Here is a 14,073-nt window from a genome sequence, read left to right on the forward strand (position 1 = left end):
GGCGCGAGGGCTGACCTTCCGGCGCGCCGGAGCCGGTCTCCCGCCCCCTCCGCTCCGGGAGGGGGCGGGAACTCCGGTCAGCCCAGCCGGGAGCGCAGTTCGCCGACGATCTCGGCCACGGCGACCGCCGTCTGCTCCCCGGACTCCATGTCCTTGAGCTGCACGACGCCCTCGGCGAGGTCACGCTCACCGGCCACGACGGTGTACCGCGCGCCCGACCGGTTGGCGTTCTTCATCGCGCCCTTGAGGCCCTTCGCGCCGTACGAGAAGTCGGCGGCCACACCGAGCTTGCGCAGTTCGGTGACCACGCCGAACAGCACCCGGCGCGCCTCCTCGCCGAGCGGCACCGCGAACACACTGGTGGACGCGGGGATTTCGAGCCGCACGCCCTCCGCCTCCAGCGCCAGCACCGTACGGTCGACGCCGAGGGCCCAGCCGACGGACGGCAGCGCGGGGCCGCCGATCATCTCGGACAGGCCGTCGTAACGGCCGCCGCCGCCCACCGCGGACTGCGAGCCGAGACCGTCGTGCACGAATTCGAACGTGGTGCGCGTGTAGTAGTCCAGGCCGCGCACCAGCTTCGGGTCGTCCTCGAAGGAGACGCCCGCCGCGGTGATCAGGTCGCGCACCTCCTCGTGGTACGCCTTGCACGCGTCGCACAGGTAGTCCCGCAGCAACGGAGCGCCGGTGAGCTGCTTCTGGACGTCGTCGCGCTTGTCGTCGAGCACCCGCAGCGGGTTGATCTCCGCGCGGCGCAGCGTGTCCTCGTCCAGGTCGAGCCCGCGCAGGAACTCCTGCAGCGCGGCCCGGTAGACGGGACGGCACTCCTTGTCGCCCAGGCTGTTGAGCAGGATGCGGAAGTTCCGCAGGCCCAGTGAGCGGTACGCCTGGTCCGCCAGGATGATCAGCTCGGCGTCGAGCGCCGGGTCCTCGGCACCGATCGCCTCGGCGCCCACCTGGGAGAAGTGGCGGTAACGGCCCTTCTGGGGACGCTCGTAGCGGTAGTAGGAGCCGGAGTACCAGAGCTTGACGGGGAGGTTGCCCGCCTTGTGCAGGTTGGCTTCGAGGGCCGCGCGCAGCACGGAGGCGGTGCCCTCGGGGCGCAGTGCCAGCCGGTCGCCGCCCTTGGTCTCGAAGGCGTACATCTCCTTGGTCACGATGTCGGTGGACTCACCGACACCGCGCGCGAAGAGTTCGACGTTCTCGAAACCGGGGGTCTCGATGTAGCCGTAGCCGGAGTTGCGCAGCGGCGCGGCGATGGCCTCGCGGACGGCGAGGTACTTGGCGCTCTCCGGCGGGATCAGGTCGTACGTGCCCTTGGGGGCCTTGAAGGTGCTCACGGAAGTCTCTCGTCACATTCCTCGTCGAGGAGCGGAGGCGGGGTCCGCTCCGCGTTCCGGCCGGCTCGCCGCCACCTGCCGCAGATACGGGTTGGTGGCGCGCTCCTGGCCGATGGTCGTCTGGGGGCCGTGGCCGGACAGCACCACGGTGGAGTCGTCGAGCGGCAGGCACACGCGGCCCAGCGAGTCGAGCAGGTCGTCCATGTCGCCGCCGGGCAGGTCGGTGCGTCCGACGGAGCCGGCGAAGAGCAGATCCCCGGAGAAGAACACGGACGGGACGTCCGCGCTCTCGGGCATCCGGAACGCCACCGACCCCTTCGTATGGCCCGGCGTGTGCGCGACGGACAGGTCGAGGCCCGCGAGTCTCAGCTCCGCGCCGTCGGCCAGGGTCCGCACGTCGTCCGGCTCGCCCACGGTCAGCTCGCCCATCAGCGGCATCCCGATGGAGCGGCCGAGCGCGCGCTCGGGGTCGCTCATCATGTACCGGTCCTCGGGGTGGATCCAGGCGGGCACGTCGTGCGCCCCGCAGACGGGAACGACCGAGGCGACGTGGTCGATGTGGCCGTGGGTGAGGATGACCGCGACGGGCTTGAGCCGATGCTTGGCGAGCGCGTCCTCGACGCCCTGGGCGGCCTGGTGGCCCGGGTCGATGATCACGCACTCCTCACCCGCGGCGGGGGCGACCAGATAACAGTTGGTCCCCCAGGCCCCGGCGGGGAACCCGGCAATGAGCACGATCGTCCTTCAGGGTGGCGTACGCGCTGGTGTCGTACGGGGCGGGTGGCTGTGGATCAGAGCCTACCGGCGCTGCCGTTTCCTCAGCGAACCCATATACGGTACGGGGCACACGCAGGCGGTCGGCTCACAAGACGCACGCGTCCCATCGACGTACGAGACGCACGAGGAGAAACCCGGTGGTCAGCCAGGAACAGCGGCGGCGTCAGCTCGCCCGGGAGAAGTTCTTGCGACAGCAGCAGCGCCGCACGGCCGCGCGACGCAGGACCCATACACGCAACGCGGTGATCGCGTCCGTCGTCGGCGTGCTCGTCGCGGGCGGTGCGCTGTCGTACGCGACCGGGGTCTTCAAGAGCGACGACAAGAAGAAGACGAGCGCCGGCTCCGAGGTGACGCCGAGCGCGACCCCGTCCAAGGCGCCCGACCCGTGCGGGAAGCCGGCGGCGGGCAAGGTGAAGACGATGAGCTGGAAGAAGGAACCGGCGGTCACCATCGACACGTCCGCGGACTACACGATGAAGATGGCGACGACCTGCGGCGAGATAGACATCGCCCTCAAGGCGTCGGCGGCCCCGCACACGGTGAACTCCTTCGCCTTCCTCGCCGGGAAGGGCTTCTTCGACCACACCAAGTGCCACCGGCTCACCACCGAGGGCATCTACGTGCTCCAGTGCGGCGACCCCGAGGGCACCGGCGCCGGCGGGCCCGGCTACACGATCCCGGACGAGAACCTCAAGGACAAGAGCCTCAAGGGCAACGTGTACCCGGCGGGCACCGTCGCGATGGCGAACCAGTACAACGCCCAGACGCAGAAGGGGCGCGACACCGGCGGCAGCCAGTTCTTCCTGGTGTACCAGGACAGCCAGCTCCCGCCGGACTACACACCGTTCGGCACGGTGTCCGCGGCCGGCATGAAGGTGCTCAAGAAGATCGCCGGCGCCGGCGCGCAGGCCGCCGACCCGCAGACGGGCAACACCGCGCCGAACGCGACCGTGGTGATCGACAAGGCGACCGTCGCCAAATCCTGAGCGTCAACCGGGGGAACTTCGGTGGCGCTGGATGCGGACAGGCAACCCGCCGGTCGCCTATGTTGGCCGTGACGAAACTGTGGACGATGCCAGGGGGCGCTGCCGCCCCTCACAGGCATCATGTGGAGGAGGCGCTGTGAGCAGCGACCCGTGGGGACGCGTCGACGAGACGGGGACCGTGTACGTGCGTACGGCCGATGGCGAGCAGGTCGTCGGTTCCTGGCAGGCCGGCTCCCCCGATGAGGCGCTGGCCTACTTCGAGCGCAAGTACGAGGGCCTGGTTGTCGAGATCGGCCTCCTCGAGAAGCGAGTGAAGACCACCGACCTGTCGGCGAAGGACGCCCAGGCCGCCATCGATCACATCCGTGAGCAGGTGGTGGCCCACCACGCGGTGGGCGATCTGGAGGCGCTGAAGGTCCGGCTGGACAAGCTCGTCGAGACGGTCGAGGCCCGCCGTGAGGAGCGCAAGGTCCAGCGGGCCAAGCAGTCCGACGAGGCGCGGCACGCCAAGGAGGCGCTGGTCGTCGAGGCCGAGGAGCTGGCGCAGAGCGACCAGTGGCGGTCGGCGGGCGAGCGGCTGCGTGCCCTGGTGGACACGTGGAAGGGGCTGCCCCGGCTCGACCGCAAGTCGGACGACGAGCTGTGGCACCGCTTCTCGCACGCGCGCTCGGCGTTCTCCAAGCGGCGCAAGGCGCACTTCGCGTCGCTGGACGCGCAGCGCGAGGACGCCCGCAAGGCCAAGGAGAAGCTGGTCGCGGAGGCCGAGTCGCTGTCCGGTTCGACCGACTGGGGTCCGACGGCGGCCCGCTACCGCGAGCTGATGGCGGACTGGAAGGCCGCGGGCCGCGCCCAGCGCGAACACGAGGACGACCTGTGGAACCGCTTCCGCGGCGCGCAGGACGTGTTCTTCGCGGCGCGCGGCTCGGTGTTCGCCGAGCGGGACGCTGAGCAGGCGGAGAACCTGAAGCTCAAGGAGGAGCTGGCCGAGGAGGCCGAGAAGCTCGTCCCGGTGCAGGATCTGAAGGCGGCGCGCGCGGCCTTCCGCTCGATCAACGAGCGCTGGGAGGCCATCGGTCACGTGCCGCGTGACGCCCGCCCCAAGGTCGAGGGGCGGATGCACGCGGTGGAGCGGGCTCTGCAGGAGTCCGAGGAGACCGAGTGGCGCCGGACGAACCCGGAGGCACGCGCGCGTGCCGAGGGTCTGACCGGTCAGCTCCAGGCCGCCGTGGACAAGCTCCAGGGCCAGATCGAGGCGGCGCGCTCGGCGGGCAACACCTCGAAGGCCGACAAGCTCCAGAAGGAGCTGGACGGCCGTCAGGCGCTGCTGGACCAGGCGCTGAAGGGCCTTCAGGAGTTCGGCGGCTGAGCAGGCAAGAAGGCGCGGGCCGCGCGGCTTCACACGAGAAGGGGCTCCCGTACGCACCGTACGGGAGCCCCTTCTCGCTGCTCGGGCCCGTCGAGGAGTTCCCCCGGCCCCGGCTCAGGCCTCCGAGGGCCTGCGGGCCGAGGTCACCCGGTAGACGTCGTAGACGCCCTCCACACCGCGCACCGCCTTCAGGACGTGGCCCAGGTGCTTGGGGTCGCCCATCTCGAAGGTGAAGCGGGAGGTGGCCACCCGGTCGCGCGAGGTCTGGACGGCCGCGGACAGGATGTTGACGTGCTGGTCCGACAGGACGCGGGTGACGTCGGAGAGCAGCCGGGAGCGGTCCAGCGCCTCGACCTGTATGGCGACGAGGAACACCGAGGACTGGGTGGGCGCCCACTCGACCTCGAGGATGCGCTCGGGCTCGCGGGACAGCGAGTCGACGTTGACGCAGTCGCTGCGGTGAACCGATACGCCGCTGCCGCGGGTGACGAAGCCGATGATCGGGTCGCCGGGCACCGGGGTGCAGCACCGGGCGAGCTTGACCCAGACGTCGTCGACGCCCTTGACGACCACACCGGGGTCGTTGTTGCTGCGCCGCTTGCGGCTGCGGCCCCGGGTGGGCGGTACGGACTCGTCGATCTCCTCGCTGGCCGCCTCCTCGCCGCCGAGCGCCTGGACGAGCTTCTGGACGACGCTCTGCGCGGTGACGTGGCCCTCGCCGATCGCTGCGTACAGCGACGAGATGTCGGGGTAGCGCATCTCGTGCGCGAGGGTGACCAGGGAGTCGCCGGTCAGGATGCGCTGGATCGGCAGGTTCTGCTTGCGCATCGCGCGGGCGATGGCGTCCTTGCCGTGCTCGATCGCCTCGTCGCGGCGCTCTTTGGAGAACCAGGCGCGGATCTTGTTCCGGGCGCGCGGCGACTTCACGAAGCCGAGCCAGTCGCGGGACGGGCCCGCGCCGGCCGCCTTGGAGGTGAAGACCTCCACCAGGTCGCCGTTGTCCAGGGTCGATTCGAGCGGTACGAGACGGCCGTTGACCCGCGCTCCTATGGTCCGGTGGCCGACCTCGGTGTGGACCGCGTAGGCGAAGTCCACCGGGGTGGCACCGGCCGGCAGCGCTATCACGTCGCCCTTGGGCGTGAAGACGAAGACCTCGTTGCGCGACAGGTCGAAGCGCAGGGACTCCAGGAACTCGCTGGGGTCCTCGGTCTCCTTCTGCCAGTCGAGCAGCTGGCGCAGCCAGGCCATGTCGTTGACGGTGTCCTGGCCGGCGCTGCCCTTCGCGGCCCGGGGCACGTCGGTGCGGATCTTGGAGGAGCCGGCGACGGTCTCCTGCTTGTACTTCCAGTGCGCGGCGATGCCGTACTCGGCGCGGCGGTGCATGTCGAAGGTGCGGATCTGCAGCTCGACGGGCTTGCCGTTCGGGCCGATGACCGTCGTGTGCAGCGACTGGTACATGTTGAACTTGGGCATCGCGATGTAGTCCTTGAACCGGCCGGGGACCGGGTTCCATCGCGCGTGCACGGTGCCGAGCGCCGCGTAGCAGTCGCGGACGGTGTCCACGAGGACGCGGATGCCCACCAGGTCGTAGATCTCCGCGAAGTCACGGCCGCGGACGATCATCTTCTGGTAGACGCTGTAGTAGTGCTTCGGGCGGCCGGTGACGGTCGCCTTGATGCGGGCCGCGCGCAGGTCGGACTGGACCTCGTCGGTCACTATGGCGAGGTACTCGTCGCGCTTGGGGGCGCGCTCGGCGACCAGCCGCACGATCTCGTCGTACATCTTGGGGTAGAGGATCGCGAAGGCGAGGTCCTCCAGCTCCCACTTGATGGTGTTCATGCCCAGGCGGTGGGCGAGCGGCGCGTAGATCTCCAGGGTCTCGCGCGCCTTCTTCTCCTGCTTCTCGCGCTTGAGGTAGCGCATGGTGCGCATGTTGTGCAGGCGGTCGGCGAGCTTGATGACCAGGACGCGGGGGTCCTTGGCCATGGCGACGACCATCTTGCGCACGGTCTCGGCCTGCGCGGCTTCGCCGAACTTCACCTTGTCGAGCTTGGTGACGCCGTCGACGAGCAGGGCGACCTGGTCGCCGAAGTCGCGCTTGAGGGTGTCCAGGCCGTACTCGGTGTCCTCGACGGTGTCGTGCAGCAGACCGGCCATCAGGGTGGCCGGGTCCATGCCCAGCTCGGCGAGGATCGTGGTGACGGCGAGCGGGTGCGTGATGTACGGGTCGCCGCTCTTGCGCTTCTGGCCGCGGTGCCAGCGCTCGGCGACCTGGTAGGCCTTCTCGATCTGCCGCAGCGTGGCCGTCTCGATCTTGGGGTCGTTGCCGCGCACGATCCGCAGCAGCGGTTCCAGGACCGGGTTGTACGGGTTCGACCGCTGGACGCCGAGGCGGGCCAGGCGGGCGCGGACCCGGTTGGAGGAGCCGCCCGAGCGCACGGGCTGGCCGGGCGCGGGGCGGACCGCCGGGGTGTTCGGGGCGCTCTCGGTGCGCTCGGGAGGGGCCGGCTTGGGACGTGCCTCCTCGGCCGCCGTGCCGTCCGGTGCGGACTGGGCGTGCTCGACCGGCCCGCTCGCGGCGTGCTCGACCGGCCCGCTCGCGGTGTTCTCGGCGGGCTTCTCCGCGGGGCCCGAGGCGGGCTCGGGCTTGGTGGAGGCGGTTCCTCCCAGGCGCTGGGCACTGGGGGCGAGTGGCTGGGCCTCGTCTGGCAAGAGGGCTCCTCGTGCGCGTTCCGGGTCCCCCGGTCAGGCTCCGGAGATCCCATGGTAGCGATCCCGGGCGCCGGCCTCCTGGTCGGCCGCCGGGACCGCCTCGTACAGCCGGAACGCCGCAGGCGGGCCCCGGATTCCTCCGGGGCCCGCCTGCGCGGTGTCCTGCGGGTGTCTCAGGCCTTTCGGCGGGCCGGCGCGGGACTTTCCTCCCGGTGGCCGCCGAGGGCGCTCAGATCGTGAGCAGCGCCTCCAGCGGCGCACCCGCGAGGGCCGCCTCCAAGCGGGCCCGGCCGCTCAGGAAGCCCAGCTCCATCAGCACGGCGACGCCCGCGACCTCGGCGCCCGCCCGGCGGATGAGCTGGAGCGAGGCCTCCGCGGTGCCACCGGTGGCGAGGACGTCGTCGACGACCAGGACGCGGTCGCCCGCGCTCAGGTCCTCGGCGTGCACCTCGATCTCGGCGGAGCCGTACTCCAGGTCGTAGGACTGGGCCAGCGTCGCTCCGGGGAGCTTGCCCGCCTTGCGCACCGGGATGAAACCGAGCCCCGCGCGGACGGCGACCGGGGCGCCGAGGATGAAGCCGCGGGCCTCCAGGCCGACGACCTTGGTGGCCCCGGTGCGCACCGCGATGTCCGCGAGGGCGTCGGTCAGCGCGCCGAACGCGGCGGGGTCGGCCAGCAGCGGGGTGATGTCCTTGAACATCACGCCCGGCTCCGGGTAGTCCGCCACGTCACGGATGCGGCTGGAGAGCAGCTCCTCGATGCCGGTCATCGGCGCTTCCCCGAGGGACGGCCACGGCCGCGGGAGCGCGAGGCGGGCTGGTTGCGGGGACCGACGACCGCGGGGGTCGCGTCCTCGGGCTCCTCGTCGTCGTAGGCCGGCTGGGCGGCCTGCGGCTCCAGGGACTCGCCCTTGGCCGCCGCCTGCGCCCGCTTGGCGAGGACGCGCTTGCGCAGCGCCTTCATCTGCGGCTCGCGCTCCTTGAGGTCGGCGACGAGCGGCGTGGCGATGAAGATCGAGGAGTACGCGCCGGCCGCGAGGCCGACGAACAGCGACAGCGAGATGTCGTTGAGCATGCCCGCGCCGAGCACGCCGCCGCCGATGAAGAGCAGACCGGCGACCGGCAGCAGCGCGACCACCGTGGTGTTGATGGACCGCACCAGGGTGCTGTTGATCGACCGGTCGGCGATGTCGCTGTAGGTCCAGCGGGTCTGCTTGGTGATGTCCTTCGTCTGCTCCTTGAGGCTGTCGAAGACGACGACCGTGTCGTAGAGCGAGTAACCGAGGATGGTGAGCAGACCGATCACCGTGCCCGGGGTGACCTCGAAGCCGACCAGGGCGTAGATGCCGACGGTGATGGTGATGTCGTGGATCAGCGCGACCAGCGCGGCGATGGCCATGCGCCACTCGAACGCGATGGCCAGGTAGATCACCACGAGGACCATGAAGATCGCCAGGCCCTCCCAGGCCTTGTTGGCGATCTGGTCACCCCAGCTCGGGCCGACCAGGTCGGCGTTGATCCGCTCCGAGTCGACGCCGAGGTCCTTGGCGAGCTGGTCCTTGATCGTGTCCGACTTGTCGGTGTCGATGCCGGCGATCTGCACGCGCAGTCCGCCGTTGCCGAGCTTCTGGACGACGGCGTCGTGACCGGAGGCGTCTTCCGCGAAGGTCTCCGCCTGGGCGACCGAGATGCTGGTCTTCTCGGTGGTGAAGACGGCGCCGCCCTGGAACTCGATGCCCATGTTCAGGCCCCGCACCGTCAGGCCGAGGATGGCCGTGATGGTGATCAGGATCGAGATGCCGTACCAGATCTTGCGCTTGCCGACGAAGTCGTAGCCGATCTCGCCGCGGTGCAGTCGGGCGCCGAGGGTGCCGAGTTTCGACATCTCACGCCTCCTTCGTGTCGACGGGGGCGGAGGGGCGACGGGTGCGGCGCAGCGGCGGCTTGGCGCCCAGTCGCTTCGGGTCGAGGCCGGACCAGGGGTGGCCGTTCGCGAAGAACTTCTTGCGGGCCAGGATCGTCATGAGCGGCTTCGTGAAGAAGAAGACGACGACGACGTCCAGCACGGTGGTCAGACCGAGGGTGAACGCGAAGCCCTGGACCTTGCCGACGGTGACGATGAAGAGCACCGCGGCGGCGAGGAACGACACGAAGTCGGAGACCAGGATGGTGCGCCGGGCTCGCGGCCAGGCACGCTCGACGGCGGGCCGCAGTGAGCGGCCCTCGCGGATCTCGTCCCGGATGCGTTCGAAGAACACGATGAACGAGTCCGCCGTGATGCCGATCGCGACGATCGCGCCGCAGACGGCCGGCAGGTTCAGCGCGAAGCCGATGGCCGGGCCGAGCAGCGCCATGAGGACGTAGGTGAGGATGGCGGAGACCAGCAGCGAGGCGATGGCGATGACCGACAGGCCCCGGTAGTAGATCACCAGGTAGAGGACGACCAGGGCGAGGCCGATGGCGCCGGCGATCAGACCGGCGTGAAGCTGCTCGCCACCGAGGGCGGCGGTCACCGTGGTGACGCTGGACTCCTTGAAGCTGAGCGGCAGCGCGCCGTACTTCAGCATGTTGGCCAGGTCCTGGGCCTCGGTCTGGGTGAAGCTTCCGGAGATCTCCGCGCTGCCGCTGAGCGACTGGGACACGGACGGGTCGGAGACGACCTCGCCGTCGAGGACGATGGCGAACTGGTTCTGCGGGGGCTGCTGCTGCGCGAGCTTGCCGGTGATGGCGGCGAACTTCTTGGAGCCACTGGACGTGAAGTCCATGGTGACCTTCCAGCCCGCGGCGGTCTGGGTGTCGAAGACGGCGCCGGCCTTCTTGATGTCCGTACCGGCGACCTCGGCCGGGCCGAGCACGTACTTCTGCCACTGGCCCGACGAGTTCTGGCCGCAGGCGACGGTCGGGTCGGCGGGCTTGGCGCCGTCACCGGCCTTGGCGCGGTCGGCCTTGTCCGTGCAGTCGAGCGCGGCGTACTCGGCCTGGAGCTTGGCCGTCGCGGGGTCCGCGCTGCCGCTCGGCGCCGGCGAGGCGTCGGAGGAGGCGGAGGAACTCGCGGTGCTGCTCGCCGAGGGGCTGGCGTCCGCCTTCAGGGCGTCGGTGACCGCGCGGCCCTGGGAGGTGGCGGTGGCCGACGGCGTCACGGACGAGGACGGGGACGCCGAGGAGGACGGAGACGCCGAGGAGGTGGCCTTGTCCGTGGCCTTCGAGCCGCCCGACGCGCTGGGCGAGGGGCTGGCCGAGGCGTCCGCGCCGGAGATCTCGGTGGTCAGCACGGGGCGGAAGTACAGCTTGGCCGTGGTGCCGACCTGCTCGCGGGCCTGCTTGGAGTTCGTGCCCTTGGGGATGTTGACGATGATGTTGTCGGATCCCTGGGTCTGCACCTCGGCCTCGGACACACCGAGACCGTTGACACGGCGGTTCATGATGTCGACCGCGGTGTCCATGTTGGTCTTGTTGATCGCGTTCGGCTGACCGGGCTCGTTCTTCGCCGTGAGCGTGATGCTCGTGCCGCCGGCGAGGTCGATGCCGAGACGCGGAGTGGTGTGTCCGGAGGCGAACATTCCCCCGGTGAGCGCCGCGATGGCGATCAGGATCAGGACCAGCGCGCGCCCCGGCCTGCTCTGGGCACGGGCGCTCCGGCCCTTCTTCGGTGCTGCCACCTTCTCGTACTCCCTCTCGGGCCGCCCGGCGCCGGGTGAGCGCGTGGACGGCCATGCCATGGTGTCGGGACTCCGCGCGAGAACAGCACGTCCCGGGAGGTGCGGGGCGCAAGCGGTTCGCGCCGCGCTCCCGGGTCGTGACTACTTCGCGTCGGCCTCGCCGTCGGTCTTCTTCGGCTCGCTCGCGTCGACGTCGGCGGCCTGGTCGGCCTTCGCCTCGGCGACCTCGTCGGCGGGCGCGGCGGCCACGTCCTTCTTGCCGAGGTCGAGGGGCTTGTCGTCGGAGGCGTCGGAAGAGGCGTCGGCGGCGGGCTCGTCGGTCTCGGTGAGGGAGGAGGCGTCGTCGGGCACGTAGCTGCCGTCGGCCTTCAGGTCGTGCTCGATGCCGTGCACGATGCGGTTGTACTCGTCGTCCGAGAGGACGGCGCCGATCGCGTTCTTCGCGAAGAGCAGGTCCACACCCGGAGCCGCGTCGAGGAGGACGGTCTCCTCGTTGACCTCCTTGACGGTGGCGTACATACCACCGATCGTGCGCACGCCGGAGCCGGGCTGCAGCTCATTGCGCATGGAAGCCGCCTGCTGCTGCTTCTTCTTGGCCGACCGGGTCATCAGGAACATGGCCCCGATGAGCACGATGAACGGGAGGAGGGTCACGAGACTCACGGGTCGGAACTTCCTTCTTCGACCGCATGTGGTGAGCGGCCTGCTGGATGGGGGTGTGTATGCCGTCGTCAAGGGCGGCATCGGCGGAGTCTAAGCGAGTCCGCGCTCAGGGAACAACGCTCAGCATGGCACCGGGGTTCCTGCCCCGGCACCTGTGCGCGCCGTCACGCCCCGAACAGGTCCTGTTGTCCGTTTCCGCCCGCCGCCTGGCGGGGCGGCGTGAGGCCGAGATGCGCCCAGGCCGCGGGCGTCGCCACCCGGCCGCGGGGTGTACGGGCGAGGAGTCCCTCCCGGACGAGGAAGGGCTCGGCGACCTCTTCCACGGTCTCACGCTCCTCCCCCACGGCGACGGCGAGTGTGGACAGGCCGACCGGTCCCCCGCCGAAGAGCTTGAGAAGCGCCTCCAGCACCCCCCGGTCGAGCCGGTCCAGGCCCCGCGCGTCGACCTCGTACACCTTCAGGGCCGCCGCGGCGATCTCCCGGGTGATGATCCCGTCCGCCTTGACCTGGGCGTAGTCGCGCACGCGGCGCAGCAGGCGGTTGGCGATCCGGGGGGTGCCGCGGGAGCGTCCGGCGATCTCGGCGGCGCCCTCGGTGCCGATCTCGACGTCGAGGAGGCCGGCGGAGCGGTGGATGACGCGCTCCAGCTCGCCGGGGCCGTAGAACTCCATGTGCGCGGTGAAGCCGAAGCGGTCGCGCAGCGGCGGGGGCAGCAGTCCCGCGCGCGTGGTGGCGCCGACGAGGGTGAAGGGGGGCAGTTCCAGGGGGATCGCGGTGGCGCCGGGGCCCTTGCCGACGATGACGTCGACGCGGAAGTCCTCCATCGCCATGTAGAGCATCTCCTCGGCGGGCCGGGACATGCGGTGGATCTCGTCGAGGAACAGCACCTCGCCCTCCTGGAGGGAGGAGAGGATCGCGGCGAGGTCGCCGGCGTGCTGGATGGCGGGGCCGCTGGTGATGCGGATGGGGGCGCCCATCTCGGCCGCGATGATCATGGACAGGGTGGTCTTGCCGAGGCCGGGGGCGCCGGACAGCAGCACGTGGTCCGCGGTGGCTCCGCGCGCGCGGGCGGCCCGCAGGACCAGGTCGAGCTGTTCGCGGACCTTCTCCTGTCCGATGAACTCGTCCAGGTCCTTGGGGCGCAGGGCGGCCTCGACGGCCTGGTCCTCACGGTCGGCGACAGAGCCCACCAACCGCTCCGCGGCGGCTTCATCGGTCGTGTCGTCCCAGTTCATCGGTGGTGCCTCGCGGTCTCGTGGTGGTGGGGCGGTCGGCGGTTCGCCGGGCGCGGGCCGTCGCCCGCGGCGCCGGCCCGGGTCGTCAGCGGGCCCGGTTCAGGGTCTGGAGGGCGGCCCGCAGCAGCTGACCCACCTGCGGGGTGCCTTCGGCGGCCTCGGCCTGCGGGGCGACGGCGGAGACCGCCTCGTCGGCCTCGCGGGTCGCGTAGCCGAGGCCGATGAGCGCGGCGTGCAGCTGCTCGCGCCAGCCGGCGGCGACCGCCGTGCCGATGGCCGGGCCGCCGGGGCCGAGGGGTTCGCCGAGCCGGTCCTTCAGTTCGAGGAGCAGCTTCTGCGCGCCCTTCTTGCCGATGCCGGGGACGGCGACGAGCGCCTTCTCGTCGCCGGTGGAGACGGCGCGGCGCAGCGCGTCCGGGCTGTGCACGGCCAGCATCGCCTGCGCGAGGCGCGGACCGACGCCGCTCGCGGTCTGGAGCAGCTCGAAGACCTGGCGCTCGTCGTCGTCGACGAAGCCGTAGAGCGTGAGGGAGTCCTCGCGGACGACGAGGGAGGTGGCGAGCTTGGTCTGCTGCCCCATGCGCAGTCCGGCGAGGGTGCCCGGCGAGCACTGGACGGCGATGCCGATGCCGCCGACCTCGACCACGGCCGAGTCGGGTGCGAGGGCGGCGACCGGGCCGCTGACGAAGGCGATCATGCGGTACGGCCTTTCGATGCTTGGCTTGCGGCGTTCGACGCTTGGCGTGCGGCGTGCGCGGCGACCGCCTGCTGGAGGCGGTTCCGCGCGACGGCCTGGTGTGGCTGGTTCACGGTGGTGGCGGCTTCGTGGAGGCGGTTCTTGGCGGGGCCGCGCCAGATGTGGCAGATGGCGAGCGCGAGGGCGTCGGCCGCGTCGGCGGGTTTGGGGGGCGCGTCGAGCCGGAGCAGCCGGGTGACCATGGCGCCGACCTGCGCCTTGTCGGCGCGTCCGCTGCCGGTGACGGCGGCCTTCACCTCGCTCGGGGTGTGCAGGGCGACCGGGATGCCGCGGCGGGCCGCGCAGAGCATCGCGACGGCGCTGGCCTGGGCGGTGCCCATCACCGTACGCACGTTGTGCTGGCTGAACACCCGCTCCACGGCGACGAATTCGGGCCGGTACTCGTCGAGCCAGTGCTCGATGCCCTGCTCGACGGCGACCAGGCGCAGGCCCAGCTCGGCGTCCGCCGGGGTGCGTACGACACCGACGCCGCACATGGTCAGGGGGCGGCCCGCGACTCCCTCGACCACCCCGACACCGCACCGGGTCAACCCCGGGTCAACCCCCAGCACCCGCACGCCGGCCCCTCCTTGGTTCGCC

The 14,073-nt window shown here is 71.0% G+C and carries 12 protein-coding genes; 2 read left to right on the forward strand and 10 right to left on the reverse strand.

Going from position 1 to position 14,073, the window contains the following annotated elements:
• Positions 1-77 precede the first annotated feature (77 nt).
• Positions 78-1,340, reverse strand: a complete 1,263-nt coding sequence (hisS, locus tag AB0912_RS25245) for a histidine--tRNA ligase (protein WP_366703489.1) — start codon at positions 1,338-1,340, stop codon at positions 78-80.
• 12 nt (positions 1,341-1,352) lie between these two features.
• On the reverse strand, positions 1,353-2,075 hold the full coding sequence (locus AB0912_RS25250) for an MBL fold metallo-hydrolase (RefSeq protein ID WP_366703491.1): 723 nt from the start codon (positions 2,073-2,075) through the stop codon (positions 1,353-1,355).
• A gap of 179 nt (positions 2,076-2,254) precedes the next feature.
• Here AB0912_RS25250 and AB0912_RS25255 point away from each other — a divergent pair, with 179 nt between their 5' ends.
• Positions 2,255-3,103, forward strand: a complete 849-nt coding sequence (locus tag AB0912_RS25255) for a peptidylprolyl isomerase (RefSeq protein WP_366703493.1) — start codon at positions 2,255-2,257, stop codon at positions 3,101-3,103.
• Positions 3,104-3,239: 136 nt separating this feature from the next.
• Complete coding sequence (locus AB0912_RS25260; protein ID WP_366703495.1) at positions 3,240-4,469, forward strand: DUF349 domain-containing protein; 1,230 nt, start codon at positions 3,240-3,242, stop codon at positions 4,467-4,469.
• Positions 4,470-4,583: 114 nt separating this feature from the next.
• Here the strand turns inward: AB0912_RS25260 and AB0912_RS25265 are convergent, their stop codons facing one another.
• The 8 genes from AB0912_RS25265 to ruvC all read right to left on the reverse strand — a co-directional run bounded on the left by AB0912_RS25265 (position 4,584) and on the right by ruvC (position 14,051).
• Positions 4,584-7,139, reverse strand: a complete 2,556-nt coding sequence (locus AB0912_RS25265) for a RelA/SpoT family protein (protein ID WP_366703565.1) — start codon at positions 7,137-7,139, stop codon at positions 4,584-4,586.
• 271 nt (positions 7,140-7,410) lie between these two features.
• Positions 7,411-7,950, reverse strand: coding sequence for an adenine phosphoribosyltransferase (locus tag AB0912_RS25270; protein WP_366703497.1), 540 nt, complete (start codon positions 7,948-7,950; stop codon positions 7,411-7,413).
• Positions 7,947-9,065: a protein translocase subunit SecF gene (gene secF, locus AB0912_RS25275; RefSeq protein ID WP_366703499.1), complete on the reverse strand. Its 1,119-nt coding sequence runs from the start codon at positions 9,063-9,065 to the stop codon at positions 7,947-7,949. The genes AB0912_RS25270 and secF overlap by 4 nt, the downstream gene beginning before the upstream one ends.
• A gap of 1 nt (position 9,066) precedes the next feature.
• The gene (gene secD, locus AB0912_RS25280) at positions 9,067-10,839 is read right to left on the reverse strand and encodes a protein translocase subunit SecD (protein WP_366703501.1); all 1,773 of its coding nucleotides are present in this window, start codon (positions 10,837-10,839) and stop codon (positions 9,067-9,069) included.
• Positions 10,840-10,980: 141 nt separating this feature from the next.
• A complete protein-coding gene (gene yajC / locus AB0912_RS25285; protein WP_366703503.1) occupies positions 10,981-11,502 on the reverse strand; it encodes a preprotein translocase subunit YajC in 522 nt (173 codons plus the stop codon).
• A gap of 164 nt (positions 11,503-11,666) precedes the next feature.
• Positions 11,667-12,737: a Holliday junction branch migration DNA helicase RuvB gene (gene ruvB / locus AB0912_RS25290; RefSeq protein ID WP_366703505.1), complete on the reverse strand. Its 1,071-nt coding sequence runs from the start codon at positions 12,735-12,737 to the stop codon at positions 11,667-11,669.
• 85 nt (positions 12,738-12,822) lie between these two features.
• On the reverse strand, positions 12,823-13,434 hold the full coding sequence (gene ruvA, locus AB0912_RS25295) for a Holliday junction branch migration protein RuvA (RefSeq protein WP_366703507.1): 612 nt from the start codon (positions 13,432-13,434) through the stop codon (positions 12,823-12,825).
• On the reverse strand, positions 13,431-14,051 hold the full coding sequence (gene ruvC, locus AB0912_RS25300; protein WP_366703509.1) for a crossover junction endodeoxyribonuclease RuvC: 621 nt from the start codon (positions 14,049-14,051) through the stop codon (positions 13,431-13,433). The genes ruvA and ruvC overlap by 4 nt, the downstream gene beginning before the upstream one ends.
• Positions 14,052-14,073: the final 22 nt, after the last annotated feature.

Source organism: Streptomyces sp. NPDC007084 (genome assembly GCF_040703595.1).
Taxonomy (GTDB): domain Bacteria; phylum Actinomycetota; class Actinomycetes; order Streptomycetales; family Streptomycetaceae; genus Streptomyces.

Excerpts from the sequence above, each read along its gene's own strand:
- ruvA (WP_366703507.1), bottom strand. The coding sequence starts at position 13,434 with ATGATCGCCTTCGTCAGCGGCCCGGTCGCCGCCCTCGCACCCGACTCG.
- ruvB (WP_366703505.1), bottom strand. The coding sequence starts at position 12,737 with ATGAACTGGGACGACACGACCGATGAAGCCGCCGCGGAGCGGTTGGTG.
- AB0912_RS25270 (WP_366703497.1), bottom strand. The coding sequence starts at position 7,950 with ATGACCGGCATCGAGGAGCTGCTCTCCAGCCGCATCCGTGACGTGGCG.
- secF (WP_366703499.1), bottom strand. The coding sequence starts at position 9,065 with ATGTCGAAACTCGGCACCCTCGGCGCCCGACTGCACCGCGGCGAGATC.